General features: G+C 46.0%; 22 protein-coding genes. 13 read left to right on the forward strand and 9 right to left on the reverse strand.

Annotated elements, in window-relative coordinates; translation table 11 throughout:
* Positions 1-417: 417 nt before the first annotated feature.
* Entirely contained in the window at positions 418-684 is a 267-nt protein-coding gene (gene rpsT, locus PEB0122_RS00740) for a 30S ribosomal protein S20 (RefSeq protein ID WP_075869719.1), read from the reverse strand.
* Between the two features lie 194 nt (positions 685-878).
* Positions 879-3,572, reverse strand: a complete 2,694-nt coding sequence (gene acnA, locus PEB0122_RS00745) for an aconitate hydratase AcnA (protein WP_075869718.1) — start codon at positions 3,570-3,572, stop codon at positions 879-881.
* A 298-nt stretch (positions 3,573-3,870) separates the two neighbouring features.
* On the opposite strand from acnA, the gene ccmA reads away from it, so the two are divergent.
* The 5 genes from ccmA (at position 3,871) to PEB0122_RS00770 (ending at position 6,859) form a co-directional block, all read left to right on the forward strand.
* Positions 3,871-4,494 carry a heme ABC exporter ATP-binding protein CcmA gene (ccmA, locus tag PEB0122_RS00750; RefSeq protein ID WP_075913599.1) on the forward strand — a complete coding sequence of 208 codons (624 nt, stop codon included), beginning with the start codon at positions 3,871-3,873 and terminating at the stop codon, positions 4,492-4,494.
* Positions 4,494-5,159, forward strand: a complete 666-nt coding sequence (ccmB, locus tag PEB0122_RS00755) for a heme exporter protein CcmB (protein ID WP_075869716.1) — start codon at positions 4,494-4,496, stop codon at positions 5,157-5,159. Before ccmA ends, ccmB begins: the two co-directional genes overlap by 1 nt.
* Before the next feature lie 91 nt (positions 5,160-5,250).
* Positions 5,251-6,021, forward strand: a complete 771-nt coding sequence (locus PEB0122_RS00760) for a heme ABC transporter permease (protein ID WP_075869715.1) — start codon at positions 5,251-5,253, stop codon at positions 6,019-6,021.
* Positions 6,018-6,233, forward strand: a complete 216-nt coding sequence (gene ccmD, locus PEB0122_RS00765) for a heme exporter protein CcmD (RefSeq protein ID WP_075869714.1) — start codon at positions 6,018-6,020, stop codon at positions 6,231-6,233. Before PEB0122_RS00760 ends, ccmD begins: the two co-directional genes overlap by 4 nt.
* 5 nt (positions 6,234-6,238) lie before the next feature.
* Complete coding sequence (locus PEB0122_RS00770; RefSeq protein ID WP_075915235.1) at positions 6,239-6,859, forward strand: DsbE family thiol:disulfide interchange protein; 621 nt, start codon at positions 6,239-6,241, stop codon at positions 6,857-6,859.
* 263 nt (positions 6,860-7,122) lie between these two features.
* Here the strand turns inward: PEB0122_RS00770 and PEB0122_RS00775 are convergent, their stop codons facing one another.
* Together PEB0122_RS00775 and PEB0122_RS00780 are read right to left on the reverse strand one after the other, a co-directional pair.
* The gene (locus tag PEB0122_RS00775; RefSeq protein WP_075869712.1) at positions 7,123-8,598 is read right to left on the reverse strand and encodes a RimK family protein; all 1,476 of its coding nucleotides are present in this window, start codon (positions 8,596-8,598) and stop codon (positions 7,123-7,125) included.
* Between the two features lie 6 nt (positions 8,599-8,604).
* Complete coding sequence (locus PEB0122_RS00780; RefSeq protein ID WP_075915236.1) at positions 8,605-9,705, reverse strand: GNAT family N-acetyltransferase/peptidase C39 family protein; 1,101 nt, start codon at positions 9,703-9,705, stop codon at positions 8,605-8,607.
* Positions 9,706-10,050: 345 nt separating this feature from the next.
* Here PEB0122_RS00780 and PEB0122_RS00785 point away from each other — a divergent pair, with 345 nt between their 5' ends.
* Positions 10,051-10,662, forward strand: coding sequence for a transglutaminase-like cysteine peptidase (locus PEB0122_RS00785; protein ID WP_075915237.1), 612 nt, complete (start codon positions 10,051-10,053; stop codon positions 10,660-10,662).
* Positions 10,663-11,107: 445 nt separating this feature from the next.
* Here PEB0122_RS00785 and PEB0122_RS00790 read toward each other — a convergent pair whose 3' ends face one another.
* Positions 11,108-12,214 carry a PLP-dependent cysteine synthase family protein gene (locus PEB0122_RS00790; RefSeq protein ID WP_075915238.1) on the reverse strand — a complete coding sequence of 369 codons (1,107 nt, stop codon included), beginning with the start codon at positions 12,212-12,214 and terminating at the stop codon, positions 11,108-11,110.
* 156 nt (positions 12,215-12,370) lie between these two features.
* The gene (locus tag PEB0122_RS00795; RefSeq protein ID WP_075913949.1) at positions 12,371-12,934 is read right to left on the reverse strand and encodes a GcrA family cell cycle regulator; all 564 of its coding nucleotides are present in this window, start codon (positions 12,932-12,934) and stop codon (positions 12,371-12,373) included.
* A gap of 573 nt (positions 12,935-13,507) precedes the next feature.
* Here PEB0122_RS00795 and PEB0122_RS00805 point away from each other — a divergent pair.
* From PEB0122_RS00805 to PEB0122_RS00825, 5 genes are all read left to right on the forward strand, one after another.
* Entirely contained in the window at positions 13,508-14,707 is a 1,200-nt protein-coding gene (locus PEB0122_RS00805; protein ID WP_075913604.1) for an aspartate aminotransferase family protein, read from the forward strand.
* A gap of 10 nt (positions 14,708-14,717) precedes the next feature.
* On the forward strand, positions 14,718-15,641 hold the full coding sequence (argF, locus tag PEB0122_RS00810) for an ornithine carbamoyltransferase (protein WP_075915644.1): 924 nt from the start codon (positions 14,718-14,720) through the stop codon (positions 15,639-15,641).
* 199 nt (positions 15,642-15,840) lie between these two features.
* The gene (locus tag PEB0122_RS00815; protein WP_075915239.1) at positions 15,841-16,866 is read left to right on the forward strand and encodes an Hsp33 family molecular chaperone; all 1,026 of its coding nucleotides are present in this window, start codon (positions 15,841-15,843) and stop codon (positions 16,864-16,866) included.
* Between the two features lie 744 nt (positions 16,867-17,610).
* Positions 17,611-19,683, forward strand: coding sequence for a transglycosylase domain-containing protein (locus tag PEB0122_RS00820; RefSeq protein WP_075915240.1), 2,073 nt, complete (start codon positions 17,611-17,613; stop codon positions 19,681-19,683).
* Between the two features lie 106 nt (positions 19,684-19,789).
* Positions 19,790-20,755: a DUF1402 family protein gene (locus PEB0122_RS00825; protein ID WP_075915241.1), complete on the forward strand. Its 966-nt coding sequence runs from the start codon at positions 19,790-19,792 to the stop codon at positions 20,753-20,755.
* A 472-nt stretch (positions 20,756-21,227) separates the two neighbouring features.
* Here PEB0122_RS00825 and PEB0122_RS00830 read toward each other — a convergent pair whose 3' ends face one another.
* Positions 21,228-21,785, reverse strand: coding sequence for a Smr/MutS family protein (locus PEB0122_RS00830; protein WP_075869951.1), 558 nt, complete (start codon positions 21,783-21,785; stop codon positions 21,228-21,230).
* A gap of 69 nt (positions 21,786-21,854) precedes the next feature.
* Entirely contained in the window at positions 21,855-22,544 is a 690-nt protein-coding gene (locus PEB0122_RS00835) for a Tim44/TimA family putative adaptor protein (protein WP_075869703.1), read from the reverse strand.
* Between the two features lie 185 nt (positions 22,545-22,729).
* On the opposite strand from PEB0122_RS00835, the gene PEB0122_RS00840 reads away from it, so the two are divergent.
* Both PEB0122_RS00840 and secB read left to right on the forward strand, forming a co-directional pair.
* Positions 22,730-23,251, forward strand: coding sequence for an FxsA family protein (locus PEB0122_RS00840; protein ID WP_075869702.1), 522 nt, complete (start codon positions 22,730-22,732; stop codon positions 23,249-23,251).
* Between the two features lie 125 nt (positions 23,252-23,376).
* Entirely contained in the window at positions 23,377-23,856 is a 480-nt protein-coding gene (gene secB / locus PEB0122_RS00845) for a protein-export chaperone SecB (RefSeq protein WP_075869701.1), read from the forward strand.
* A gap of 671 nt (positions 23,857-24,527) precedes the next feature.
* Here secB and rpsA read toward each other — a convergent pair.
* Entirely contained in the window at positions 24,528-26,228 is a 1,701-nt protein-coding gene (gene rpsA, locus PEB0122_RS00850; protein ID WP_075869700.1) for a 30S ribosomal protein S1, read from the reverse strand.
* Positions 26,229-26,264 lie beyond the last annotated feature (36 nt).

The raw sequence follows: 26,264 nt of genomic DNA on the forward strand, positions 1-26,264 counted from the left end.
CCCATAAATGCAAGGGGTGAATGGAAGCCGAAAATGGCTTTAACAGCCGACTCTTCCAATCCGTAAGCCGGATAGAAAAGCGTAATTGCTTTGATTCAATAAGCTTTTTTCAATTATCTACACCGACTTTTGTCCGCCGATTTTTTTTAAAAAAATTTTTAAAAAAAATACTTGACAAAAACCGAACGTAACAGGCTTTCCTGAAGCTTGTGGATAATAAGTCTAATTATTTGTTTTTAAACGATTTTTATACCATTTTTTGAAACAGTATTTCATTCTAAAAATATTAATTTTTACGGTTAATTTTTCTCTTCTTGACATAGATCAAAACATAAAAAAACCGGTACCAAAAGATACCGGTTGGAATCACTATTTATGAATAAAAACACACACTCGAGCGAGCGGTTTTTTAAAATGTCAGGCCGAGATAGCTTTCAATTTCTTAGCCAAACGAGAAACTTTGCGCGACGCTGCATTTTTATGCAGAACACCTTTTGTGACAGCACGCATCAATTCGGGCTCGACAGCTTTGAAAGCAACTTCAGCTGCGGCTTTATTACCGCCGGCAACAGCATCATCAAACTTGCGTACGAATGTACGAATACGTGTACGACGTGATTTGTTAACTTCTGTGCGCGTTGCAATCTTACGCACTGCTTTTCTGGACGAAGGTGTATTCGCCATAAGTCTATCTCTCTCTTCTTATTGAACGGCCATAAAAGCCTAGAAACACAAACTGCGGCCAAGAGCCGCTTAATCTTGGTGGGCTTATAGCTTAATTCAGCCGCTCGCGTCAATGAGATTCTCTCAAATTGTCATTTAAAAATAAACGGGGTGCGATTTCCCACCCCGTTTATCAATTTTTTTAAAGCTGCCAATCAGCCTTCTTTTGCCAAATTACGCAGAACATACTGCAAAATGCCGCCATTATGGAGGTAATCAAGTTCATCGACAGTATCGACCCGGCAAAGAAGCGGAACTTCCTTGACAGTGCCGTCACTGAATTTGACCTTGGCAACAGTTTTTTGCCGTGGCTTCAGATCGTTGATACCATCAATAGTGATGACTTCATCGCCTTTCAGGCCCAATGAACGCCAGCTCTGTCCATCTTCGAAGACAAACGGAACAATGCCCATACCAACGAGATTGGAACGGTGAATACGCTCGAAAGATTGAGCAATCACCGCACGTACGCCCAAAAGATTGGTTCCTTTGGCCGCCCAGTCGCGGGATGAGCCGTTGCCATATTCGATGCCTGCGAAGACAACGAGTGGCACATGCTCGCTCTTATACTGCATAGCAGCATCATAGATCGATTCTTCTTCCTTGGATGGATAGTGAATGGTGTAGCCACCTTCGCGTCCGTTTTCGCCAAGCATAAAGTTACGGATACGGATATTGGCAAAAGTGCCACGCATCATCACTTCATGGTTGCCGCGACGGGTACCATACTGGTTGAAATCGGCTGGTTTTACACCATGTTCGATCAAATATTTACCAGCCGGAGAATCAACCTTGATAGAACCGGCAGGAGAAATATGGTCTGTCGTAATCTTGTCCCCGAAAAGTCCGAGGATACGAGCTCCGTCAATATTTTTGAGCGGTGCAGGTACTTTCGGCATATTTTCAAAATAGGGAGGATTGCGAACATAGGTCGAGTCTTTGTCCCAAGCATAGGTTTCTCCCGCTGGAACCTTGACTTTCTGCCAGTTTTCATCGCCCTTGAAGACATCCGCATATTTTGATTCAAAAATCTTGCGGGTAACATTCTTTTCGATGAATTCCTGAACTTCCTGTGAAGTTGGCCAGATATCCTTCAGATAAACCGGCTTGCCATCCTTGCCGGTTCCAAGAGGTTCTTTTGTGAGATCCTTGGTGATAGTTCCGGCCAAAGCATGGGCAACAACGAGCGGCGGTGAAGCAAGGTAGTTTGCCTGAACATCCGGTGAAACACGTCCCTCGAAGTTACGGTTTCCGGAAAGAACCGCTGCAACGATCAATCCCTTGTCATTGATGGTTTTCGAAATTGCCGGCGGCAGAGGACCCGAGTTACCGATACAGGTTGTGCAACCGAAACCGACCAGATTGAAGCCCAAAGCATCAAGATCTTTTTGCAATCCGGAATTGACCAGATAGGCTTCAACCACCTGCGAGCCCGGAGCCAGTGAAGTTTTAACCCACGGCTTGGATTTCAAGCCTTTGGCAACCGCGTTTCGAGCAAGTAGACCGGCCGCAATCAGAACGCTCGGATTGGATGTATTGGTGCAAGAAGTGATCGCTGCAATAGCGACATCTCCGTGGCCAATGTCAAAATCCTCGCCTTCAACCTGATAGCGTGTTTTTTCACCGGTTGTTTTCTTATATTCATTGTGAAGAGCTGTGGCAAAACTTTTACCGACCTCTTCAAGCGGCAAACGCCCTTCCGGACGTTTCGGACCGGCCATGGACGGCACAACCGTTCCCATATCAAGTTCGATTGTATCGGTAAATACCGGATCAGGCGTATGGGAATCATGCCACATGCCCTGAGCTTTTGTATAAGCTTCGACAAGTGCAATCCGCTCTTCTTTACGGCCTGTCATATTGAGGTAACGGATAGTTTCCTGATCAATCGGGAAAAAGCCGCATGTCGCGCCATATTCGGGGCTCATATTGCCAATTGTCGCACGATCGGCCAACGTCATATGTTCAAGACCCGGGCCGAAGAATTCGACGAATTTGCCGACCACGCCTTTTTTACGCAACATCTGTGTTACGGTCAAAACAAGATCGGTAGCTGTTATACCTTCCTTGAGTTTGCCGGTCAGACGGAAGCCTATAACCTCAGGCAACAGCATGGAAACCGGTTGTCCAAGCATTGCCGCTTCAGCTTCAATACCGCCAACGCCCCAGCCAAGAACACCCAGACCATTGACCATAGTGGTGTGGGAATCGGTACCAACGCAGGTATCCGGATAGGCTATCGTGTGGCCGTTTTCTTCTCTCGTCCAAACACATTGGGCAAGGTATTCAAGATTGACCTGATGGCAAATGCCGGTCCCCGGGGGAACAACGCGGAAATTCCGGAAGGCCTGTTGCCCCCATTTCAAAAACCGATAGCGTTCGCCATTACGTTTATATTCGAGTTCTTTATTGTGCTGGAAAGCCAGCGGATTGCCAAAATCGTCAACGATCACCGAGTGATCAATAACGAGGTCGACCGGAACCAACGGATTGATTTTTTCCGGATTTTCACCAAGTTTCACCATTGCGTCACGCATGGCTGCAAGATCGACAACAGCGGGAACGCCGGTAAAATCCTGCATTAAAACGCGTGAGGGGCGATAGGCAATTTCAGCGCCTGCTTTTCCCTTGTCGTCCAGCCATTTGGCGATATTTAAAATGTCGTCTTTCTTGACCGTGCGACCGTCTTCAAACCGCAACAGGTTCTCGAGCAGAACCTTCATTGAAAATGGCAAGCGGGAAATGTCGGGCAAACCGTTCTTTTCGGCTTCCGTCAGACTGTAATAAATATAGTCTTTGCCATTTACATGGAGTGTTTTGCGGCACTTAAAACTATCTATTTGAGACACGACTGTTCGTCCTTATATCTGTGCGAGCCTTAAGCTCCAGGAACGAACGCCACAAACTGCGGGTCAAGATCGCAGCTACGGTGCGGGTGCAGTCATTTCCGCTGTCCGTTCCTCAACCGCCAGAACAAGCAGATTTGGAGACCGGCCCAAAAATTGTCCACACCGACCGCTGGTATGGTAACCTTGGTATAGTTCCTTTTCTGGAACTGTTCCAGACGTAATCCATTAAAAAAAATGTGTTTACTTGTTAAAAGGCTCCGGCCATCTTAAGAAAGGTTAAATAAAATCCGGTGGTTACATGGAAATAACAGCAGTTGATCTGAGTGCAAAACGTGGTGAAGAGGTGTTGTTCCAACACTTGAACTTTACAATCCACGATAGAGAATTGCTCACAATTACCGGTCCGAATGGCATCGGCAAGTCGACTTTGCTGCGAATCATTGCCGGTTTTCTGCAAGCAAATGAAGGAACTATAGAAGCAACGGAAGGCGGGCAGATTTTTCCTGTTGCTCTTGTCAGCCATTATCTTGGCAGTCAAAATGCCATGAAAACGCATTTGACCGTTTTGCAAAACCTCGAATTCTGGTCGGATTTCGATTCTTCACGACTTTTGTCGCCAATGGAAGCACTTGATCAGGTTGAACTTTCCGGAATTGAACATCTTCCCTTCGGTGTTCTTTCAACCGGACAAAAAAGACGCGTCGCCATTGCACGGCTCTTATTATCCCACCAACCTTTATGGCTCTTGGACGAGCCGACATCAGGGCTTGATAAACATGCAAGTGCGATTTTTGCAAAAATTATGGAAGAGCACAGAAATCGTTCGGGCATGATTATTGCAGCAACCCATTTACCACTTGGCATAGAAGAAAATCGTCATATTCTACTTGACGATTACCTTCCCGATTTCGAGGACAGCTGATGAAAGCCCTTTTCTTGCGCGATTTGCGTATTGCTTTTGGTCCGGGAAGTTCTTTATTAACGGGACTTCTGTTTTTTGCAGCAATTATCGTTATAACCCCGTTTGCTGTCGGCCCCGATCAGGAAATTTTGTCCCGCATCGGACCAGGAATGCTCTGGATCGGAGCGCTTCTTTCAATCCTTCTAGGACTGGACCGCATGTTCCAGACTGACCGTGATGACGGCAGCCTTGACCAACTCATATTGTCCCGACACAGAAAAAGCTTGAGTCTCGTTGTTTTTACCAAATGTTCTGCTCATTGGTGTGGAACTATTCTGCCACTTATTCTTTTTACTCCGGTGCTAGGTTTGATGCTCGGTCTTGGTGGAACAGCAATAGGCGGTCTCATGCTCACACTTTTATGCGGTACACCTGCGATTACCCTGATTGGTGCAGTTGGTGCGGCGCTTGCAACCTCGCTACCGCGTGGCGGCGTATTGATATCGGTTATTGTTTTGCCGCTTGCCGTACCGGTTATGATCTTTGGCGTGTCGGCAGCCTATGCAACCACCGCTCCGGGGATTTCGTTCATAAACCCGTTACTGTTTTTGATCGCTCTGTCACTGTTCTTCTCGATTCTCGGCCCATTGGCTGCGGCTTTGACACTTGCTTCATTATCGGACTAGACATCACATCTTCGTCAGATTGGTGTCATATGTTGGTCTGAATAAAGAAAGATAATTGCGACAAAAACAAAACCCGACCATAAGGGATATCATGGAATTGATACAAAAGAAGACAAACCGGTTGCAATCGTTGGCTAACCCGACGCGTTTCATGGGGCTAAGCGGTAAAGTTCTGCCGTGGCTTAGCCTTGTTGCTGTTATTGTTCTCGCCTGTGGCCTTTTCATGGTCATGCGCTCGCCCGACGATTATCAGCAAGGCATGACAGTACGCATCATGTATCTTCATGTGCCTTTTGCATGGCTTTCCATGTGCTGCTACACGCTGATGAGTGTTTCGGCACTGGGAACTTTGGTCTGGCGTCATCCGCTTGCCGACGTATCGCTTAAAAGTGCTGCTCCGATTGGTGCCACTTTTACTGCTCTTGCCCTTATAACCGGCTCTCTCTGGGGGCGGCCAACATGGGGCACATGGTGGGAATGGGATGCCCGACTTACTTCCGTGCTCGTGTTGTTTTTGATTTATCTTGCGATCATCGCGCTTTCACGGGCCTTTGACGACGCAACAAAAGGCGCAAAAGCTGCGGCTATCCTGACGCTTGTCGGTTTCATCAATATACCGATTATCAAATTCTCGGTTGAATGGTGGAATACACTTCATCAACCCGCCTCAATTCTTCGCAAAGGCGGCTCGGCTATTGATAGCGCCATGTTATGGCCGCTCTTTACCATGGCTATCGGTTTCACATTGGCATTTTTTGCTCTTTATCTTGCAACTATGCGTACTGAAATTACCCGTCGGCGAGTTGAAACAATGCAAAGAATGGCTGCGCGGCGCCTGCGTCAGAAGGAAAACGTAAAATGACCACTGAAAATGCAATTGGCATTTCCGACCGTATCGACATATTTCTGGGCCATTTCGACCATAGCCAGATTGTCACCTTGAGCTATGTTGTCTCGGCCGTTGTCCTGTTATTGCTCGTTTTATACATTGTCCTTAATGGCCGTCATCAAAAAGCCCGTCTTCAAAAACTTGAACAGTCAAATGCCATCCGTGCCAACAAAGTAAAACAGTGAAGATCATGGACGCGCCCAAGAAAAAAATGAGTGTTCCGGTGATGATCGCCCTTTTTGGGCCGTTCATCCTGTTTGTTGTTCTGGTTGTTATCATGTTTAGCCATATGGAAACAACCAATCCCGACACGGCCAATCTTGTTCCCAATGCACTTGCCGGCAAGCCTGCACCTGCAACAGTTTTGCCCCTTCTGGGTCAAGCCGGCTCCTTCAACCCTGACGATTTCAAGGGGCGCGTTACGCTTGTCAATTTCTGGGGGTCATGGTGTCCGCCATGCCGTGACGAACATCCCGTTCTTATTGAAATTTCAAAAGACAAACGCTTTGACCTTGTCGGCATCAATTACAAAGATAGAGAAGAAAACGCGATACGCTTCCTTGATAATTTCGGAAGCCCTTTCAAGCTTGTCGGCTTTGACCCGAGCGGCCGCGCAGCCATTGATTGGGGGGTTTACGGTCCACCGGAAACTTTTCTTTTAAACCGCGAAGGCATTATTGTTTATAAACATATCGGGCCGTTAACGCCACAAATCTATAAAGATGAAACATTGCCACAAATCGAAAAGGCCTTGAGCAGCAACAATTCGTCGAGCAAGAATACTTCGTCGTCCGATAATTCTGCATACTGATGTTACCCTTACGGTGAAAAAAGCTTCATCAACAGCAAAACATCAATGCGATCATATTGACCCTTGCGTTTGCAAATTGGTCTTTTTTTTAAGCCAATAAATATTCCCGAAACCAGCGCAAATTATTTTCGAAAAAACGCGTATCCTTTTTCACGAAGTTGATTGACGCGCATTTACGCTCGCTAACAAAATAAAAACAATCCCGTTGAAATACAAAAAAACCGGCAACACATTGCCGGTTTTGCCTCGTCAGGTTTTTCAAATCAACGTTCGAGACGCTCGATAAACCAGCGTGTCAGATTGATCCAGACATCGTCTTTTTCGGCCAGATCCTCGACCCCGTGTTCGATATTGGGGTTGTCGTTGACTTCAATAACCACAATACCTTCATCGGTTTCTTTAATATCAACACCGTAGAGGCCATCGCCAATGCAACGCGCCGCTTTCAAACCGATCTCGACAACTGCCGGCGGTGCATCGGGAATAGCATAGGTTTTAAAACCACCTTCCAGCGGTTCACCACCATTCGGATCATGTTTGATGATTTGCCAATGATGGGGCGCCATTTCATACTGGCAGACAAAAAGCGGTTTGCCACCCAAGACACCGACACGCCAATCGAACTTGGTCGGCAAATATTTTTGCGCCAGCAAAAGATCACTGTCTTTGAGCCACTCATGGGCAAGACGGCGCAATTCTTCCATTGAGCCAACGCGTTTCACCCCGCGTGAAAATGATGAATCCGGAATTTTCAACACCATCGGGAAACCGAGAGTATCTGCCGCTCTTACCAGATCATCATTGCCGCCTATCATCACCGTAGGGGGAACCGGTACACCATTCGCGCGCATCAACTCGTCAAGATAGACTTTGTTCGTACACCGGATCATCGACATCGGGTCGTCGATAACCGGCATATTTTCCTGTTCCGCGCGACGTGCAAAACGATAGGTGTGGTTAGATATATTGGTTGTTTCACGAATAAACAGCGCATCGAAATTGGCAAGACGCGCAAGATCTCTTGCCCCGATTGGTTCGACTTCCACACCAAGGCGAGCCGCAATTTTTGCCCAATGCTTCAAATCTTCGACATTGGTTGGTGGCAATTCTTCTTCCGGATTGCATAAAACTGCAAATGTCCAGCGTGGCGGCACTTTGTGACGGGCTTCTTTCCAGGCTCGTGTCGTATAAGTTTCCATAGCCTCATAGAAAGCGTCGCGACTTTCACCTTCAAGCTTTTGCCAATTGGCGAAACCTATTTTGTGAATACGCGCCCATTCGCCCGGAATAACATGGACTTCCAATGCCGGAGCCCGATACCAGTCAAACAAAAGGTGACCGAATTTTTCAAAGCGGTCACCTTTTATATCATTCGAGCTATCGGTAATTCCAAAAAATACCCTGATAATTTCCGGTGCGCGTGTACCGTCTCCTTTCAGGGCTTTGTTGAGACAATCTTCAAGCTCGGGAATAGATTTTTTATAAAGTCGGCGTTCCGACAGATCAATCATGGTTTCCACCGAAGGTAACACACGATGCCCGCGGGCTTCGGCAAGAAGCGAACAGTAATAGGCGCGGCTTTGATAACGGTAGGAACGTGACAGGTTGATAATACGAGGACGCTGACCGGCAAATAATGCAGGATTAGCCAAATAGTCGCGATGTGTCATGACCTTGTGCGTGGTCGCACCATTATCTACGTCAGACACTCGTCCAGCAAGGATTACACAAATAGTCATAGGTAACTAGCTTTTCTCCAATATGACGGCCGCGCGCAGACCGTCTTTTCCAAAGCGCGCAATATGATCGAACACTTTATAATTCAAAGGCAAGTTTGCAGAATCGGCAATTGTCTCGCCTTCATCTTCCTCCACCCATGGATCGTGGATAAGGATATGGCTTCCGTCATCTCCGTGAACCAGTACCCAATGGGGAATTTTTTCACCAAACATATGGTAAAAACTGATAAGCACAAGAACCAGAGCACCGCGCGCGAGGGCTGCGCGAATGTCATCCAGCGTAAAAGCGGCAATTCGCACCGGAATATGGGCAGCATCAGCCTGCTCGCGAAAATCGGTCTGGGCAATTTCCATAATTTCGCGTTTCTTGGGATCACGTACCGAATTGATAAATAGAAATTCATAGCTTGTGACGATGATTTCGGCTTTCAAGCCATAATTATGGGCAAGAACCGCAAGGCCGAACGGTTCGCATCCGCCAGGTCCCGAAAGCATGAAGACAGTGGTGGCGCCGCGCCACAGTCTAAGTTCGAACACAGGATCAAGGCGGGATTGAGGATTGAAATATTTGAGTGCCATCATCAGGCAGGCGGCACCACAGGTAAATTCCGAAGTCTGCTGGTAATAGGGCACAGACGTTTCAACAGGCGTGTCTCCACGCAAAGTTTTTTCATAACGCAATGCCGGTGTATGATCGGCATAATAATCAAGGTAACGACCGATCGGGCGGTAACGGAAGCGTTCGTAAAGTTTGATTGCCCGTTCATTGTCTTCGCGAACTTCAAGGCGCATATAAACGCGCCCTTCATCAAAAGCCGCCTGCTCTGCTGCTTCCAATAACCCGGAGCCGACACCTTTTATTTTACCACCGGGTTTGACAGCAAGCGAGTAGAGCCGCGCAAGAGCAGTGCCTTTACGAAACAAAATCATTGCATAGCCGATAATTGTGCCATCAAGCTCGGCAACAATTGTTCGGGCTGTCGGCCGGTCTATCAATGTGCGAAAGGAGCGACGGGAAATCCTGTCACTGTCAAAGCAAGCCTCTTCAATCGCAACCAATGAATCTATGTCATCAATTGTCGCTTGCCGTTTTATCAAATTACCCATTCACCTGCTCTCAATTTTTGAACGCCTTTCAACATTTCAGACGTAATACAGTCCATATAAGGGTTTTTTTACGCATGAATAGGCCATATTTCAGCTTTTTCAAGAAATCAGTCAAAGCTATCCCATGCTTTTTATAAATGGATAGCAAAACATCTTTATCTTCTCTTGAAATCACACCGTTAACCATATAAAAACCTTAAATATATGAAAACACTATGTTTTCAATTTTAACCATAATTCAAATCTTAACGCGGTGTTGCATTCCTGTCATTGACTAGGAACCAAAGTTGGACTTTAACCTTTTGTTAACGATCTTTATCGTGACAGGTTAAATCGAGTACAAAAATGGTGTTTGCGTTCAGAATATTGGGAGTGGCGATTTTAGCTGTTGTCGGCATGACAACGGCAGCTAAAGCGGCAAGCGAATTTATGACCGTCAACGGCCAAACATCCCAGCCTATCGGACATTATGAATTTTGTGAACGCCTGCCCCATGAATGCAAAATCCGCAACAGTGTACTTCAGCCTGTCAAATTGACACAAAGCGTCTGGGATATGATGCTTGATGTCAACCACAGTGTTAATGCACGCATTACTCCCGCGACAGACATGGAACTTTACGGTAAGGAAGAGTATTGGACCTATCCGGTAAATGCCGGTGACTGCGAAGACTATGTTCTGGAAAAGCAGAAAGAATTGCGCGACAAAGGCATTCCGCTTGCAAGTTTGCTGATTACAGTTGTCCGCAAGCCCGATGGCGAAGGTCATGCGGTTTTAACTGTCCGCACTGATCGTGGCGACTTTATACTTGATAATTTGCGCGACGAAGTGTTCAACTGGAAAGATACGGAATATACATATCTTAAACGTCAATCGACGCAATCTCCCGGAAAATGGGTAAGTATCGAACAACGTGACGATATTGTCGTGAGCTCGGTTAACAATTCTGGAAACTGAAAAACGTGTTACGTCCGCTTCAAATATTGATAGTTGAACTTACTTTTGTTTGAGAAGCTGTCTTCATCAGCTTTTGTAGCTGAAATACGGCTATAATTGATTAACTCGCTTCTGCTATATTTCTTCGCACCCGCCACGATATCACAATCATGTCCGGTTCTATGTCACATAGTTTGCCGGATAAGAAAGAACGCCCGGCACGTTAAAACTTTTACCTCATAGAAAAATCAATATCCGTTTTTGACTGGAATAATATTTCATTGCCATCAATTGACCGCAAACATTGGTCCGTTGGTGTAAAGTTTACGGCAACACTGATTTTCTCGGCAAATTTTATAAGCAGCTGATCAAGGCTCGTTAAGCCCCGCTCGGCCGGTTTAAAGCGCGTCTGGCAGACTTTAGCCAGTTTGTCCTCTTAAAACCGGCTGAAGACAAAAGCCAACAATCAGAAAGGTTTCCCTTCTATAAAGAGTTGTTCCAGACGTTTCATATCACCGGAAATATCAAAACCTTTTTTAGCAAGCCATTGGTCGTCAAGATAGGTCGAACGGTAACGTTCACCACTATCGCAAATCAACGTTACAAGTGATCCATGTTGATGATTTTTAATCATATTGGAAATGAGCTCTGCAGCTGCAAAGACATTGGTACCGGTTGATCCGCCACAGCTGCGTCCGATAAGGCGGCTTATAACACGCATAGCTGCAAGACTTGCCTGATCGGGGACCGAAATCATGCGGTCTATCACATCCGGCATAAAAGACGGTTCGACACGTGCACGCCCAATCCCCTCAATAACCGAGCGACAACAATCTATTTCCTTTATTGAACGATCAGCATAATGGAGATGAAAGACCGAAGCCTCCGGATCGGACACACAAAGTCTGGTAGAATATTTACGATATCTGATATATCGCCCCAATGTTGCCGATGTTCCACCGGTTCCTGCACTTGCAATAATCCAGTTTGGCACAGGATACGGTTCTTTAGCCATCTGGCAGAAAATTGAATCAGCAATATTGTTGTTGCCCCGCCAATCGGTTGCCCGTTCGGCAAAAGTAAACTGATCAATATAATAGCCCCCCAATTCATCCGCGAGGTTTTCAGCTGTTACATAAACCGATTTCGGATCGTCAATAAAATGGACGCTGCCTCCATAGGCTTCAATAGCTGCGACTTTTTGTGGTGAGGTTGTCCGTGGAATAACTGTCACAAAAGGGACACCGATCAATTTGGCAAAATAGGCTTCCGAAACTGCAGTCGAACCGCTCGACGCCTCGACAATCGTTGTCTTGGGTCCAATTTTCCCATTGCAAAGAGAATAGAGGAAAAGTGAACGCGCCAGCCGGTGTTTCAGGCTGCCAGTCGGATGGCACGATTCATCTTTCAAATACAGCGTTATTCCGCATGGTTCCGGCAAATCGTAACGGATGAGATGCGTGTCTGCCGAGCGGTTTATTTCCGCTTCTATGATTTCGATTGCTTTTTTTAACCATTCGTGGCTGCAAGAATGCGGCGCGTCATAGCTTACGGATAAATCAACTTTATTCACTTCAAATCTTCCTCCTGGAAAGACCTGAAATTATAAAATAGTTTATTAAATTTGAAGAAAATACAGTTTATATTTTCTAATAAATAAAAAAACCTTGGAATAAACATTCCAAGGTTTTGACGTTTACTAGAATATTATACTCTTCTACATCAACGATCAGGCTCTTACGCGACGCCGTTCCGAAACCGGTTGAAAAGCAAGTTTTGCGTGAAAAGCACAATAGGGACCAGAGTCACCGGCGTCGGCACCACAAAAGTAGAAGTCATCCGACAACGGGTCACCAATTGGCCATTTGCAAGTGTTCTCGCTTAACTGCAACAGGCTCAAATGCCGTGACATCGGAACAACAACATCGGTTGACGGCTGTTCTTCCGCTTCTGAAACAGCATCGGCAACAAAATCCAGTTTCAAAGCTGTAGCACCAATGCTTGAAGGCTGCGGTTTTGCTGCAGCTGCGACAGCGGCGGCAACCGGCTGAACCGGCGTTGTACGCGTTGCGCGCGGTGCTTGCGGAGTAGGATTAACAACGGTTTCTGCAGGTTTTTTCGTGCGCGGCGTCGTCTTTGTTGTTTTACCACGCCCTGACAGTTTCAATCGATGAACCTTGCCGATGACGGCATTACGGCTAACTCCGCCAAGCTGGGCAGCAATCTGGCTGGCACTCAACCCGTCACTCCAAAGCTTTTTCAAAAGTTCAACACGTTCATCTGTCCAGTTCATACCGGCACTCCGTTCCTTAATTTCCATCATTGCCTCATATCAGATAAGTGGCATGACAATTAACTTTATCATCTCTTTTATTGCCGGAATCCATCCCTGCGCTAAGAAGCGCAAAGCAGTCATACTTGTTATGATAATTATCCGGCAGAACCAAAAATGTTCCAGTTTTACGCTAAGTACTACTATACGCTTTGACTCTATGACAAGGGTCTACATGACCTTATATAGGTGTTTTGAGACGTTTTCCCCAACTTGCGAATCACTTTTTTCGGAAAATTCGAAAATTGCTCGTGAAAAATGTGATTTTTGCAAGATATTTTTTAAATATGGTCTTTCAAAGGCATCAATTGACTTTTTCCCTGACAGGCAGGATATTGAAAATGGATAGATTTTAGCAGCGTCGTGGCAAAATACGGCGCTGTTGATATTTTATCTCTGATAAAAACTGTTTTTCAAAAAACCTAACGTTTCATTCAGAAAAACAGCGATATTATTGTACCTGCGATGACAGAGAGCCGGACTATCCGGCTTTTGTCACACAGGAAAATTGACGATGGAGTAGGAGACCAGGCAATGACCCAAAACAATGCGCAACCACTTTATGATACTTTTGCACGTATCGGTTTGCGCTTCACGCGAGGAAATGGGGCCTGGCTGATCTCCGATAATGGTGAACGCTACCTTGATTTTACCTCCGGTATTGCGGTCAATGCACTTGGCCATAATCACCCGAAGCTTGTCAAAGCCGTTGAAGAACAGGCCAACAAGCTCTGGCACGTATCAAACCTTTTTCAGTCTCCCGAACAGGAAAAAGTAGCAGAGAGACTTTGTGCAAACAGTTTTGCCGACAAGGTGTTTTTCTGTAATTCTGGCGCCGAAGCAATCGAGTGCGCGATCAAGACAGCCAGACGTTACCAATATGTCAGTGGACACCCCGAACGTTATGAAATCATAACTTTTGAAGGTGCTTTCCATGGCCGCACACTGGCCACTCTTGCAGCCGGCGGCCAACAAAAATATCTTGAAGGCTTCGGCCCGAAAGCTCAAGGTTTCGTACAGGTTCCTTTCGACGATGAAAAGGCATTGCGTGCTGCAATTGGCGAAAAGACTGCCGCTCTTCTTATCGAACCTATTCAAGGTGAAAGCGGGTTACGTCCGGTTCCGACCGAATTCATGCAATTATTACGTCGCATCTGTGATGAAAACGGCCTGCTCTTTATCGTTGACGAGGTGCAAACCGGTATGGGGCGCACAGGCAAACTTTTTGCCTATCAATGGTCGAATATCGAACCGGATATCATGGCGCTTGCCAAAGGCCTTGGTGGCGGTTTTCCGATTGGCGCCTGTCTTGCAACCAAAGAGGCAGCAAAAGGCATGACACCCGGCACCCATGGTTCGACATTCGGCGGGAATCTTCTTGCAATGGCTGCTGCCAATGCAGTGCTTGACGTCATGTTGTCCGATGGCTTCCTTGATCATGTCAATGCCATGGCCAATCTTTTCAAACAGGGATTGGCTTCTATCATCGACAGGTTTCCCGATGTTGTTCAATCCATTCGCGGTATCGGGCTTTTAACAGGGCTTAAATGCGTTGTCCCGAACGTCGAACTTATCGCTGCTATGCGGGATGAAAAACTTTTAACCGTTGGCGCAGGAAATAATGTTATCCGCCTCTTGCCACCTCTCATCGTGACCGAGGATGAAATCCGCGACGGCCTTCACCGCATTGAAAAAGCTGTCCAATACGTTTCTAATGCCCACAAACAAAAATAGGCTTGTTATTATGACGAAGAATATTCGCCACTTCACTGATCTTTCAATTCTTTCACCCGAAACTGCGCGCAAAATCATCGAGCATGCCAAAAAGGTCAAAGCTCTTCTTAAAAAAGGGCAGTCGGAAAAACCGTTTATTGGCAAAACACTTGCCATGATTTTCGAAAAACCGTCAACACGCACACGCGTTTCGTTCGATGTCGGGATGCATCAATTGGGCGGCGAGGCCATTATGCTTACCGGCTCGGAAATGCAGCTTGGACACAGCGAAACGATTGCAGATACAGCGCGTGTATTGTCGCGCTTTGTCGACATCATTATGATCCGTACAACGGCTCATACCAGAATGCTGGAACTCGCCGAATATGCGGATGTTCCCGTAATCAATGCTTTGACAGACGACACCCACCCCTGTCAGATTCTAGCCGATATCATGACTTATGAAGAACATCGCGGACCAGTTGCCGGTAAAACTTTCGCGTGGATGGGTGACGGGAACAATGTTCTGCATTCCCTGATCGAAGCTTCGGCATTGTTCAAATTCAAGTTGAGAATTGCAACACCTAAAGGTAGCGAACCACAACAAAAATACATTGATTGGGCGCGTCAGCATGGTGCCGATATCGTTCTTACCAACGATGCTGAAGAAGCCGCCAAAAATGCCGATTGCATTGTTACCGATACATGGGTTTCTATGGGGCAGGAATTCCGTGCCCGTGGCCGCAATGTATTCCAGCCCTACCAAGTCAATGAAGCATTGATGAATTTGGCAAAGCCAGATGCATTGTTTATGCATTGTCTTCCCGCCCACCGCGGTGAAGAAGTTGTTGATGCTGTCATCGACGGCCCGCATTCTGTTGTCTTTGACGAAGCCGAAAACCGTTTGCACGCCCAAAAGGCTGTTCTTGAGTGGTGCTTGCAGGCGTTAAAATAATACCTATCTATAAGGCTACTTGCAAAAGGTTCTACTGTATTTACCGGCTTCAGGCATTATGAAGTATTCATCTGGACAATATGTCCAGAGACTTCATTGTGCCAGAGCATCTTTATTTTTTATAAAGTAAAATCGGTTGCAACCATTTTTGCAATAATACTCTGGCAGTCTTTAAGGAAATGCGGTTTTGACAAAAGAAATGAATGTAAACGACCAATCGGCTCAATACAAAAAGAGCCCTTCCCTTGGTGATTTCAATTTTGCTGGCGATGATGCAGTTGTGCCTTTCGAGGTGGAAGAGCTCGACGCACGTGGCCGCGCTGTACAATTGGGAACCGCGGTCAACAGCATTTTGTCGCGCCACCACTATCCAGAACCGGTAGCGCGGTTGCTGGCTGAAGCGATGGTTTTGACTGTTTTACTCGGCACATCATTGAAATTTGATGGTAAATTCATTTTGCAGACCAGCTCCGACGGGCCGGTCAATCTTCTGGTGTGCGATTTTAAAACCCCGTCCAGTTTGCGTGCTTATGCAAGATTTAATGAAAAGAAACTCGAAGAGGCTGTTGCTTCCGGTCATGATGCCCCTGAAGAACTTCTTGGCAAAGGAACTTTGGCACTCACAATCGATCAGGGCGAACATATGCAACGCTATCAGGGGATTGTTGCACTTGACGGTTCGAGTCTTGAAGAAATAGCGCGTAACTATTTCAAACAATCGGAACAGATTCCAACCGAAGTCAAGCTTGGCGTTGCGACACTTTTCGACCGTGATGAAAATGGCCATTCAAGAGAAAGCTGGCGGGCTGGCGGTGTGCTTGTCCAACATCTTCCAAAGTCTTCCATCGGAAGCAAAACGACCAAGAAAATTGATAAGAAGACCGATCTCGACCATTGGACCGAAGTCAAGGCACTTGTCGACACAATCGAAAGTTCGGAAATGACTGATCCGCAAGTGGGAGCAGAAAGACTATTGTTCAGATTATTCCACGAACATGGTGTTAGAGTTTTCAATGCAAGAACTATTCTTGATCAATGTTCATGCTCGCGTGAAAAAATAGAAAATGTCTTGAATACCTTCACCGCGGACGAGATAAACTCCAGCATTGAAAATGGCAGAATTACTGTAAAATGTGAATTCTGTTCGACGGTATATAATTTCAATCCGGAAGAATTCCGGAAAACTCAAGACAATGTAGCCGATCTGAAGGCCAAGCAAAATTGATAAGTGCAATGCAGCCGATTGGCTGCGTTGCAACATTTTGTATTTGTGTAATTCCTATAACGTAAACTGATAATGTAAACTGTTGGGCGCTTTTCTATCTAATCGTGTCGGTTTACGGGGTTTTTGTTTTCTTGAAAATTTAAACAGGTCAAAGAATATCATCAGAAAGCAATCATGATTAACCTTGTCACTTGCAAGTTCTCCTGTCCGGCTCCATTTCTCGCTGTCTTGTTGATTGGTGTTTCACCTTGTCGCCCGCACAAATAATTATCGAAGCAGCTTTAACAAACTGATTATAGTTTCAGTTGATACCTTTCGACATTCATTGGTTCTAAACAAGGTCAAATAAAGTTTTTTAAGGAATTTTATCAATCTTTTCTCAAAACGGTTTTCAAATCGGGAAAAGTACAGATGATGAAAAGCAAAAAACGGGACTGGTGCTTCCTCTATTTTTGCTCGTTAATTTTTTTTGGCTTCACCATTAGAGACAAGTGTCCTTTCGCTCCTCAAATCAGGTTATTTCATAAATAGTAGTGAGGAAGTGCTTGCAGGGCTTAAAATGATTGGATAGTGCAATCGAACCCTCTTAAAATTGCCGGAATCATTCTGCTATTCTAATGATAGAGCGGAGTGAACAATCCGGTTTCCGATTTAACGCGTGAGTTTTTAACATTTTTCAAAGTCTTCCCATGTTGGCCACATTCCATAAAAATATTTGTTCAGAAAAATCGGAGCTTTGAGCCAATGCGCTTGACTGATGATGACCGCGCATTGCCGCCGCAAAGAGGTTCCCGTTCCAAAGGGAACAAAACACGGGGAACCGGAAGCAGGCACGGGTTCATTTTCCGGCTGGTCAAATGGTGTTTTGTATTAGCAATATGGGGCGCTATCGCAATTGCCGGCTATGTCGGTTATGTTGCGCTCAGAATGCCGCAAGCCTCGACCTGGGACATTCCCCAACGCCCGCCGAATGTGCGTATTATCGATCGTAACGGATTTCTTATTGCCAATCGCGGAACCACCGGTGGTGAAGCCCTTTCATTAAAAGAAATGAGCCCGTGGATACCAAAGGCCGTAGTGGCAATTGAAGACCGCCGTTTTTACGACCATTATGGTGTTGATCCGATTGGAATTGCGCGCGCGATGGTAACCAATATTATCCATAGTCGCAGCAAACAGGGCGGTTCGACACTGACCCAACAATTGGCCAAAAATCTGTTTCTTTCTCCCGATAGAACATTGGAAAGAAAGGTACAGGAAGCGCTACTTGCGCTCTGGCTCGAGCATAAATACACCAAGGATCAGATCCTGGAAATGTATTTGAACCGCGTTTATCTTGGTTCGGGTGCTTATGGTGTCGAGGCAGCCTCAAGACGATATTTCGGAAAATCGGCAAAAGATGTTGATCTGATGGAAGCCGCAACTCTGGCGGGATTGCTAAAAGCGCCCTCGCGCCTTTCTCCTGCACGTGATCCGAAAGCTGCCAATGACCGCGCCAAACTCGTTCTTGCTGCCATGAAAGAAGAAGGTATGGTGAATGACGCCGAGGTAGCGATGGCAGAAGCCGAACCGATGGCGAAGGCTGAATCTTATTGGACAGGTTCGGAAAACTATGTCGCCGATCAGGTTGTTCAACAATTACCATTTCTGATTGGTGAGACCGATAAGGATATTGTTGTCGAGACCACACTTGATATGACACTTGAAAGGGCTGCCGAAGAGGCAATCCGCACACAAATTTCCGAAAACGGGGAAAAACGCGACGTTAGTCAGGGTGCACTTGTATCCATTGATAAAAGCGGGGCAATCCGCGCCATGGTGGGCGGAGTAGACTATGCGCAAAGCCAGTTCAACCGCGCAACCGATGCAAAAAGACAACCCGGTTCGACGTTCAAACCTTTTGTCTATCTTGCTGCGCTTGAAGCCGGCCGTACCCCCAATACAATTCGCAATGATGCACCGGTCAGAATTGGCAATTGGACGCCGAGAAATTATGGCGGCAAATATATGGGTGAAGTTACATTGACCACTGCCCTATCCCATTCGCTAAACTCTGTTGCCGCCCAATTGATTATGGAGGTCGGTACCGACAAGGTCATCGAAGTGGCTCACCGTCTTGGCATCCATTCGGCTCTTTCGGACAATGCCTCGATTGCACTCGGCACGTCGGAAGTGAGCTTGCTTGAATTGACCGGTGCATTTGTGCCTTTTGCCAATGGCGGTTATAAGCCGCAACTGCGTCTGATCTCGAAAGTGGAAGATACGAACGGTAAAACCATATATGATTTTGGTGAAATTACTGCCAATCGCGTTGTCGAACCGGATATTGTCGGCATGATGAACGCAATGCTTGAACAAACTGTCGAGAATGGCACAGCACGAAAAGCTGCAATCGACCGGCCGTCAGCCGGAAAAACCGGCACGAGTCAGGATTTTCGTGACGCATGGTTTATCGGCTATACAACTGATTATGTAACGGGCATATGGTTTGGCAATGACGATGGCCACCCGATGAAAACAATCTCTGGCGGTTCGCTTCCCGTACGCGCGTGGAAATCCTATATGACGGTTGCTGAAAAATCGTTACCGGTTTCGCCACTTCCGGGCAATTATAATCTGCAAAATGCAGTTCCCGGAGGCAACGATATTTTGCCTGAAAGTGAACAACCGTCGACAACGCCTTATCCGGCTCCGCCGCCTGAACCGGGAAGCAGTGACGATTATTGGGCTCCCCGTCCACAAGCCGACGTGAATGGTGGGGCTCAGCCGGTACAAACCAAAAAACGGTCATTCTTCGACTTTTTACGTGGCCGATGACAAGGAATGCGCTAAAAATAGCTAATGTCGCTGGCAATTTGCCGTGAACACGATAAAAGTATTTTTTACGGGCTAAATATTTTCAATTTCCAGATAGGGTAAGCACATGCCAACAATCGTCAAGAAGCTGTGTTTTATCATACCGTTAATTCTATCGTTCATCGGTGAGGCCGAAGCTTTAACCGTTGTTCCTGCGGGTAACCGTAACGCGGTGCAACCGCCTGTTCCCGGTGCATCGGCAAAGCGCACGCGCGAACTTTCGACAAGCTATGCTGCAAAATATGCCAAAATTTACAATCTATTGAAGAATGATAGCAAACTCAGAGCGCGAATCGTTGCAACGGCCAAGGATTACGGGATCAATCCTATCCACATCGCGGGTGCAATAATTGGCGAACACACCTATAATGTTGATGTCTATGACCGTTTACAGACCTATTATGTGAAAGGCATGTCCTATCTTAATCAAGGTGTACAATTTGCCTATAACGGGGAAGATGTAACCGATTTTGTCAAACGCAAGCAGTTTTCCCCGTGTAACGGAATTTCCGACAGCTATAGATTATGGACATGTCGCGAAAATATCTGGGATAAGGATTTTCGAGGTAAAACAGTCGACGGGAAAAAATATCCCGATAACCGTTTCAGTGCGGTATTTTTCCAACCTTTTTTTGCCGGCCAGACTTTCGGATTAGGACAGGTCAATCCGCTTACAGCCTTGATGATGTCGGACAGAGTTAACCGGATTTCCGGTTTGCCCAAACTTTCTGCGGAAAATGGCGGACAAGTCTATAAAACCATTATGGATCCCGATCAGACCATTCCCTATATTGCAGCAACAATCCGCCAATCCATTGATGCTTATCGCCAGATTGCCGACTTTGATATTTCGGAAAACCCCGGTTTGACTGCCACACTCTATAATACCGGAGGGGCAGAAGCACGTGCGCGGGCATTGGCCGAAGAAAATAAGCGGGCAGTTGCACGTGGTGAAAAACCGAAATTGCCGCAAGAAAATTATTACGGCTGGTTCGTAAACAGCAAAATCGACGATCTTAAAAAACTGTTTTAAAAACATGGTATTTCCGCTTTGGCGGTTTTAACGCAATTCTATTGATCTTACCGATAGATTTTTACCGTCAGCTCATAGGATTGCTTGATGCGCTTTTTAAGCCATATCCATTATTTGATTTAAGATGTCACTGAGACAGTAATAAAATCCTGCTCACCCCTTCCGATATTTTAACAGAGCATATGCTGGCCTCTTTGCCAACATGCAGATCAACTTGCACCCAAACAACGGGAAGGATGGAAAATCGATAGGCCGCTATGAATGGTTAACACAAACTATCTAAAAAGGGTAGCTTATATGAAACAGGTAGCCGGCGCAGATTGAACTTGGCTAAAGATTTTGTTTTCCATGCTTCATTTTTAAAAGCTAGCAAAATGATCAACTTATGATCTATCAGGAATTTTTTAGAACAAGCTTGTTGAAATTAATACGTCGCCTATTCCGCTTGTCGCATAATCAGATTTTCGCACAATCAGATTTTCGCTTGCCGCCGCAACCGGACATAAAGTGCACCTTTTCCACCATGATTTCTCGGTGCATCGTCAAATGAAGATACAATCTGGCGGAATGGTGCGGTCTCAAGCCAATGGGGAACGGCCTGCCGCAAAACACCTTCACTGCCGACAGACAAACCTTTTCCGGTAATGACAAGAACGTGACGCAAGCCGCGATGGCGTGCAGACTGTAAAAAGTTAAGGAGTAAAGAGTAAGCTTCATCGCGATAAAGGCCGTGAAGGTCGACGCGTCCCTCGATCTCGACACGTCCTCGCGATATCTTCCGATACGTCGGCTTATCGAATGGAAAAAGCTGCGGCGGAGCCTTTATTCCATTACTATTGTCATCAATTATATTTTCAAGCCTCGCTTTTTTAGCGATTTCCATCGAAAAAAGAGCAGGCATATCCTTGATCTCGACACTGAGCTGCTCGGATTTTGCCAAGGGAATTGCGGTACTTCTTACCTTATCCCATAAAATACGGTCTTCAAGTTTCAGCCGATAGAACTGTTCCCGATTATCGTCACGAGCCATCTTCATCCAACCTTCAAGTTATACGCCCGATGTAATCGGCTGAAGCTCTCCTAGCACTTTTGCAGAAAACTATTCACCGTCTTCGGTGCCGATAATTTTCCAGTTCGGATCGCGCGATTTGACATTCCGTGCGAACGTCCAGATATCTTTGATTTCAGCTATTGTTTGTGGGTCACCATCAATAAGTTTCTGACTATCATCGTAAGTAGCCGAGATGATCTCGCTCTCGACCCTGACCGTCAGTTGTGCAATATCCGCCTCAAACGAAGCGTCGACAATTTCTATTTTATCAATGCCGACAAACGTGAATTTGACATTTTCACCTTTTTTATCACGCTCATCAATTGCTGCAGAAAATCCCGCATAAACTTCGTCGGATAAAAGCGTTTTCAGTGTTTTCTTATCCCCCTTGGCAAAAGCAGTTACGACCATTTCATAAGCCACTCTCGCACCATCAAGAAATGAATTGGGTGAAAATGTCGGGTCTTCTTTGCGGATAGCGCGCAATCCTTTGTTAAGGTCGCTGTCCTCAGGGGCAATTTTATCAATATCGGAAAAATCATCGGCTGCTTTGACTTCCGGCTTTGGTAATGCAACGACGGTATCGGTTTCCTTGTCTTCCGCTTTTTCCGCTTGACGTGAATAGGGATCGAAGGGCGGCCTTTCAAAACCTGTGCGTTTTCCCAACACACTGCGTAGCTGCAGAAAAACCACCACAGCAATAACCAGAGCAATAACCAGTACAATGTCGAAATCCATCTGCGCGGCCGATCTCCAAAACTCGAAAAATGGGTATCACTACAACAATGCGGTGATAAGCTTTGATTTAAATATATAGAACAGCAAAAGCCATCATTCAAATATGGCTTTTTAATCCCTATTTAAAGAAGGAATTATATTTCTGCGATCATTATGCCTTAAAAAATCTGGAAAGGACAACATTGGTGAGAAATATCTACCGTAATACCCCCAATATTGCCGGCGTATTTTTGCTTGCCGCAATTTTTATCGAGATTGCCGGTTTCATCATTGTTGGAAAAGAGATAGGCGTCCTTGCAACATTAGGCCTTATCATTCTGTCTATGATCGTCGGATTTATCCTTCTGCGTATTCAGGGAATTACACTTCTTGCAAAAATGCAGCACGAACTTGCTGCCGGCCATATACCTGACCGCGAACTTGCCCACGGTGCATTGCTTATCATGGCTGCTATCCTGCTGATCATTCCGGGTTTTGTTACCGATATTATCGGCCTTTTGCTTTTTATCCCGCAAATACGTGATCTCTTATGGAAATGGGTATCGAAAAGAATGATCGTCCGCACCAATTTTTCATCCGGTTTTAGAGAAAACAGCTACGAAAGCAGTCATTCGCAAACGATTGATCTTGATGCGGAAGATTATCATTCATCCGATCCCGAACATTCACCATGGCGTAAAGATGACGATAACAAGCGTCTGAATTGATAATAAAGCGAAAAATAGTGAACGGCGGGGTCCCTTTTATTGCAACAATGCCTGCGACATGCTAGCCCGTAGTATCTCCAACCCCTCATGGCGCATTTTGGCGCTAATCATGGAAGGTTTTCATTATGGCCGAAGGCGAAGCAAATAAAAATGGCGAAGCTCCCGTATTCACGGTTCTAACGCAGTATCTCAAGGATTTTTCATTTGAAAGCCCGAATGCTCCACAGGCATTGAGACCACGCGAGAAAGCACCCGAAATCAATATCGGTATCAACGTTAATGCCAATCCCATGGAAGATGACAATTATGACGTTGTCCTTTCGCTCACTGCCAAAGCTGGCGAAGGCAAGGATATGCTGTTCAACGTCGAATTGGTCTATGGCGGTGTTTTTCGTGTAAAAAACATTCCTCAGGAACATGTTATGCCGCTGGTTTTCATTGAATGCCCGCGCTTGCTCTTTCCTTTCGCACGCCAGATTGTTGCCGATGCAACAAGAAATGGCGGCTTCCCGCCTTTGATGATCGACCCGATCGATTTTGCCGGTTTGTTCCAGAAGCGCGTTGCCGAAGAACAGGCAAAAGCACAAAAGTCCAATCCTTCGTAAGAATTTAAAAATTCTTCGATCAATCCAACATTCCCGCGAAATTCGCGGGAATTTTTTTGTCTCGTTCCGATTTCCTTGCCCAACATTGACAAAATAATAACGTGGCTCGCCCAAGATAGGCAAATAGCGATTGTAGCCATCCGTCTTTTGTCGTTTAATGTTCAAAACAAAATATTTTGAAAAGCGGACCGAAGCGCATTCCACTCAATCACTTGCAAACGGAACTTGATTGATTTTTCAAAGCATAAAAATCCGTTTCGCCTTGCTTTTATAAAACAGACAGGATAACCACCGCCGGCTTATCAAACCGATTACATGGTTCCAGTGATGAGTGATATGAGGTGATTATTGGCAAGAAGTACCTGCCCGATTTTTTTCAAAAGCGGAAGAAACCTCCCCATTCTAATCACTACAAAATAAGCCGATAGCTGCTTTAACCAACACGGTTTTTCTAATCCTGCTATTTTGAAAATACTTATTGAATGTGCGTTGCGTGTCGCGCAGATGCAGTTTTTGGTAACACCACTTTCCCGCTTTATAATGAAAACCGGCAATTCAATTACAAAACATCAAAAACGTCATCGTTTATAAAAAAACCCGCCTTTCAAGGCGGGTTTTTCTGATTTGTTTAAAAGCCATCGCAGTCAACTGCGACGCCAGAACCGAAAGGATTATTCCTGTTCCTGCTTCTTCAACGCGGCTCCCAGAATGTCGCCGAGTGAAGCACCGGCATCCGACGAACCATATTGTGCAACAGCTTCTTTTTCTTCGGCAATTTCCAAAGCCTTGATTGAAACTGTAATCTTGCGGGTCTTTTTGTCGAATGCGGTAACGCGTGCATCAACCTTCTGGCCGACAGTGAAGCGTTCCGGACGTTGTTCATCACGATCAAGCGACAGATCCGAACGACGGATTGTTGTTTCGAGATCATGATCGACCAATTTTACATCAATGCCATTGTCGTGGATTGCTGTAACTTCGCAGGTAACAACAGCACCTTTGCGCAATTCACCGGAAGCAACAGCTTCACCGACCTTGTCACCGGAAAGCTGCTTGATGCCGAGTGAAATACGTTCTTTGTCGACATCAACATCAAGAACAACAGCCTTGACGACGTCACCCTTGTTGTATTCTTCGATAACCTGCTCGCCAGGACGGTTCCAGTCGAGATCGGAGAGGTGAACCATGCCGTCAACATCGCCTTCAAGGCCGATAAAGAGGCCGAATTCGGTTTTGTTCTTGACTTCACCTTCAACAACAGAACCAACAGGGAATTTGTTGGCAAAAGCTGTCCACGGATTTTCGAATGTCTGCTTGAGGCCAAGAGAAATACGGCGTTTTGCCGGATCCACTTCCAGAACAACGACTTCGACTTCCTGAGAGGTCGAAAGAATCTTTCCGGGGTGAACGTTCTTCTTGGTCCAGCTCATTTCTGAAACGTGGATAAGACCTTCAATACCCGGTTCGATTTCAACAAAAGCACCATAATCGGTAATGTTGGTAACGGTGCCCTTGATTTTCTTGCCAACAGGATATTTCTCGGTAATGCCTTCCCACGGATCGCTCTCAAGCTGTTTCATGCCCAGAGAAATACGATGTGTTTCCTGATTGATACGGATGATCTGTACTTTTACAGTCTGGCCGATCGAGAGGATTTCAGACGGGTGGTTGACACGGCGCCATGCCATATCGGTAACGTGCAAGAGGCCATCAATACCGCCGAGGTCAACGAATGCACCGTAATCGGTGATGTTCTTGACAACACCTTCGACAACCTGACCTTCTTCAAGGTTTTGTACGATTTCAGAACGCTGTTCGGCACGGCTTTCTTCAAGAACTGTACGGCGTGAAACAACAATATTGCCACGACGACGGTCCATTTTCAAAATTTCAAAAGGCTGAGGGGTATGCATCAACGGCGTTACGTCGCGAATCGGACGAATGTCGACCTGGCTGCGCGGCAAGAAAGCAACGGCACCATCAAGATCAACTGTGAAACCGCCTTTGACCTGACTGAAGATAACGCCTTCAACGCGTTCACCGGCATTGAATTTTTCTTCCAGACGAACCCAGCTCTCTTCACGGCGAGCTTTTTCGCGTGAAAGAACAGCTTCACCCATCGCGTTTTCGATGCGTTCGACATAAACCTCGACTTCATCGCCAGGTTTAAGCGAGCCGTCTTTACCCTTGGCACCGAATTCCTTTAACGGAACGCGGCCTTCTACTTTAAGACCGGCATCAATGATTGCCATATCTTTTTCAATTGCAATGATGCGGCCTTTAACAACCGAACCCTCGACGAGATCATTGGTCTGGAGGGATTCAGCCAAAAGGGCTTCGAAATCCGCTTTTGTGGGATTGTATTGTGACATAGAAACTCCTGAAGAAGTGCCTTTTGATAGGATTAT

Origin of the sequence: Ditibartonella apis (assembly GCF_001952075.1) — a bacterium.
Lineage (GTDB): Bacteria > Pseudomonadota > Alphaproteobacteria > Rhizobiales > Rhizobiaceae > Bartonella > Bartonella apis.

What these genes read in the sequence shown, in the direction of transcription:
- rpsT (WP_075869719.1), bottom strand. Translation starts at nt 684, where the DNA reads ATGGCGAATACACCTTCGTCCAGAAAAGCAGTGCGTAAGATTGCAACG.
- ccmA (WP_075913599.1), top strand. Translation starts at nt 3,871, where the DNA reads ATGGAAATAACAGCAGTTGATCTGAGTGCAAAACGTGGTGAAGAGGTG.
- ccmB (WP_075869716.1), top strand. Translation starts at nt 4,494, where the DNA reads ATGAAAGCCCTTTTCTTGCGCGATTTGCGTATTGCTTTTGGTCCGGGA.
- PEB0122_RS00760 (WP_075869715.1), top strand. Translation starts at nt 5,251, where the DNA reads ATGGAATTGATACAAAAGAAGACAAACCGGTTGCAATCGTTGGCTAAC.
- ccmD (WP_075869714.1), top strand. Translation starts at nt 6,018, where the DNA reads ATGACCACTGAAAATGCAATTGGCATTTCCGACCGTATCGACATATTT.
- PEB0122_RS00770 (WP_075915235.1), top strand. Translation starts at nt 6,239, where the DNA reads ATGGACGCGCCCAAGAAAAAAATGAGTGTTCCGGTGATGATCGCCCTT.
- PEB0122_RS00775 (WP_075869712.1), bottom strand. Translation starts at nt 8,598, where the DNA reads ATGACTATTTGTGTAATCCTTGCTGGACGAGTGTCTGACGTAGATAAT.
- PEB0122_RS00780 (WP_075915236.1), bottom strand. Translation starts at nt 9,705, where the DNA reads ATGGGTAATTTGATAAAACGGCAAGCGACAATTGATGACATAGATTCA.
- PEB0122_RS00785 (WP_075915237.1), top strand. Translation starts at nt 10,051, where the DNA reads ATGGTGTTTGCGTTCAGAATATTGGGAGTGGCGATTTTAGCTGTTGTC.
- PEB0122_RS00795 (WP_075913949.1), bottom strand. Translation starts at nt 12,934, where the DNA reads ATGAACTGGACAGATGAACGTGTTGAACTTTTGAAAAAGCTTTGGAGT.
- PEB0122_RS00805 (WP_075913604.1), top strand. Translation starts at nt 13,508, where the DNA reads ATGACCCAAAACAATGCGCAACCACTTTATGATACTTTTGCACGTATC.
- argF (WP_075915644.1), top strand. Translation starts at nt 14,718, where the DNA reads ATGACGAAGAATATTCGCCACTTCACTGATCTTTCAATTCTTTCACCC.
- PEB0122_RS00815 (WP_075915239.1), top strand. Translation starts at nt 15,841, where the DNA reads ATGAATGTAAACGACCAATCGGCTCAATACAAAAAGAGCCCTTCCCTT.
- PEB0122_RS00820 (WP_075915240.1), top strand. Translation starts at nt 17,611, where the DNA reads ATGCGCTTGACTGATGATGACCGCGCATTGCCGCCGCAAAGAGGTTCC.
- PEB0122_RS00825 (WP_075915241.1), top strand. Translation starts at nt 19,790, where the DNA reads ATGCCAACAATCGTCAAGAAGCTGTGTTTTATCATACCGTTAATTCTA.
- PEB0122_RS00830 (WP_075869951.1), bottom strand. Translation starts at nt 21,785, where the DNA reads ATGGCTCGTGACGATAATCGGGAACAGTTCTATCGGCTGAAACTTGAA.
- PEB0122_RS00835 (WP_075869703.1), bottom strand. Translation starts at nt 22,544, where the DNA reads ATGGATTTCGACATTGTACTGGTTATTGCTCTGGTTATTGCTGTGGTG.
- secB (WP_075869701.1), top strand. Translation starts at nt 23,377, where the DNA reads ATGGCCGAAGGCGAAGCAAATAAAAATGGCGAAGCTCCCGTATTCACG.
- rpsA (WP_075869700.1), bottom strand. Translation starts at nt 26,228, where the DNA reads ATGTCACAATACAATCCCACAAAAGCGGATTTCGAAGCCCTTTTGGCT.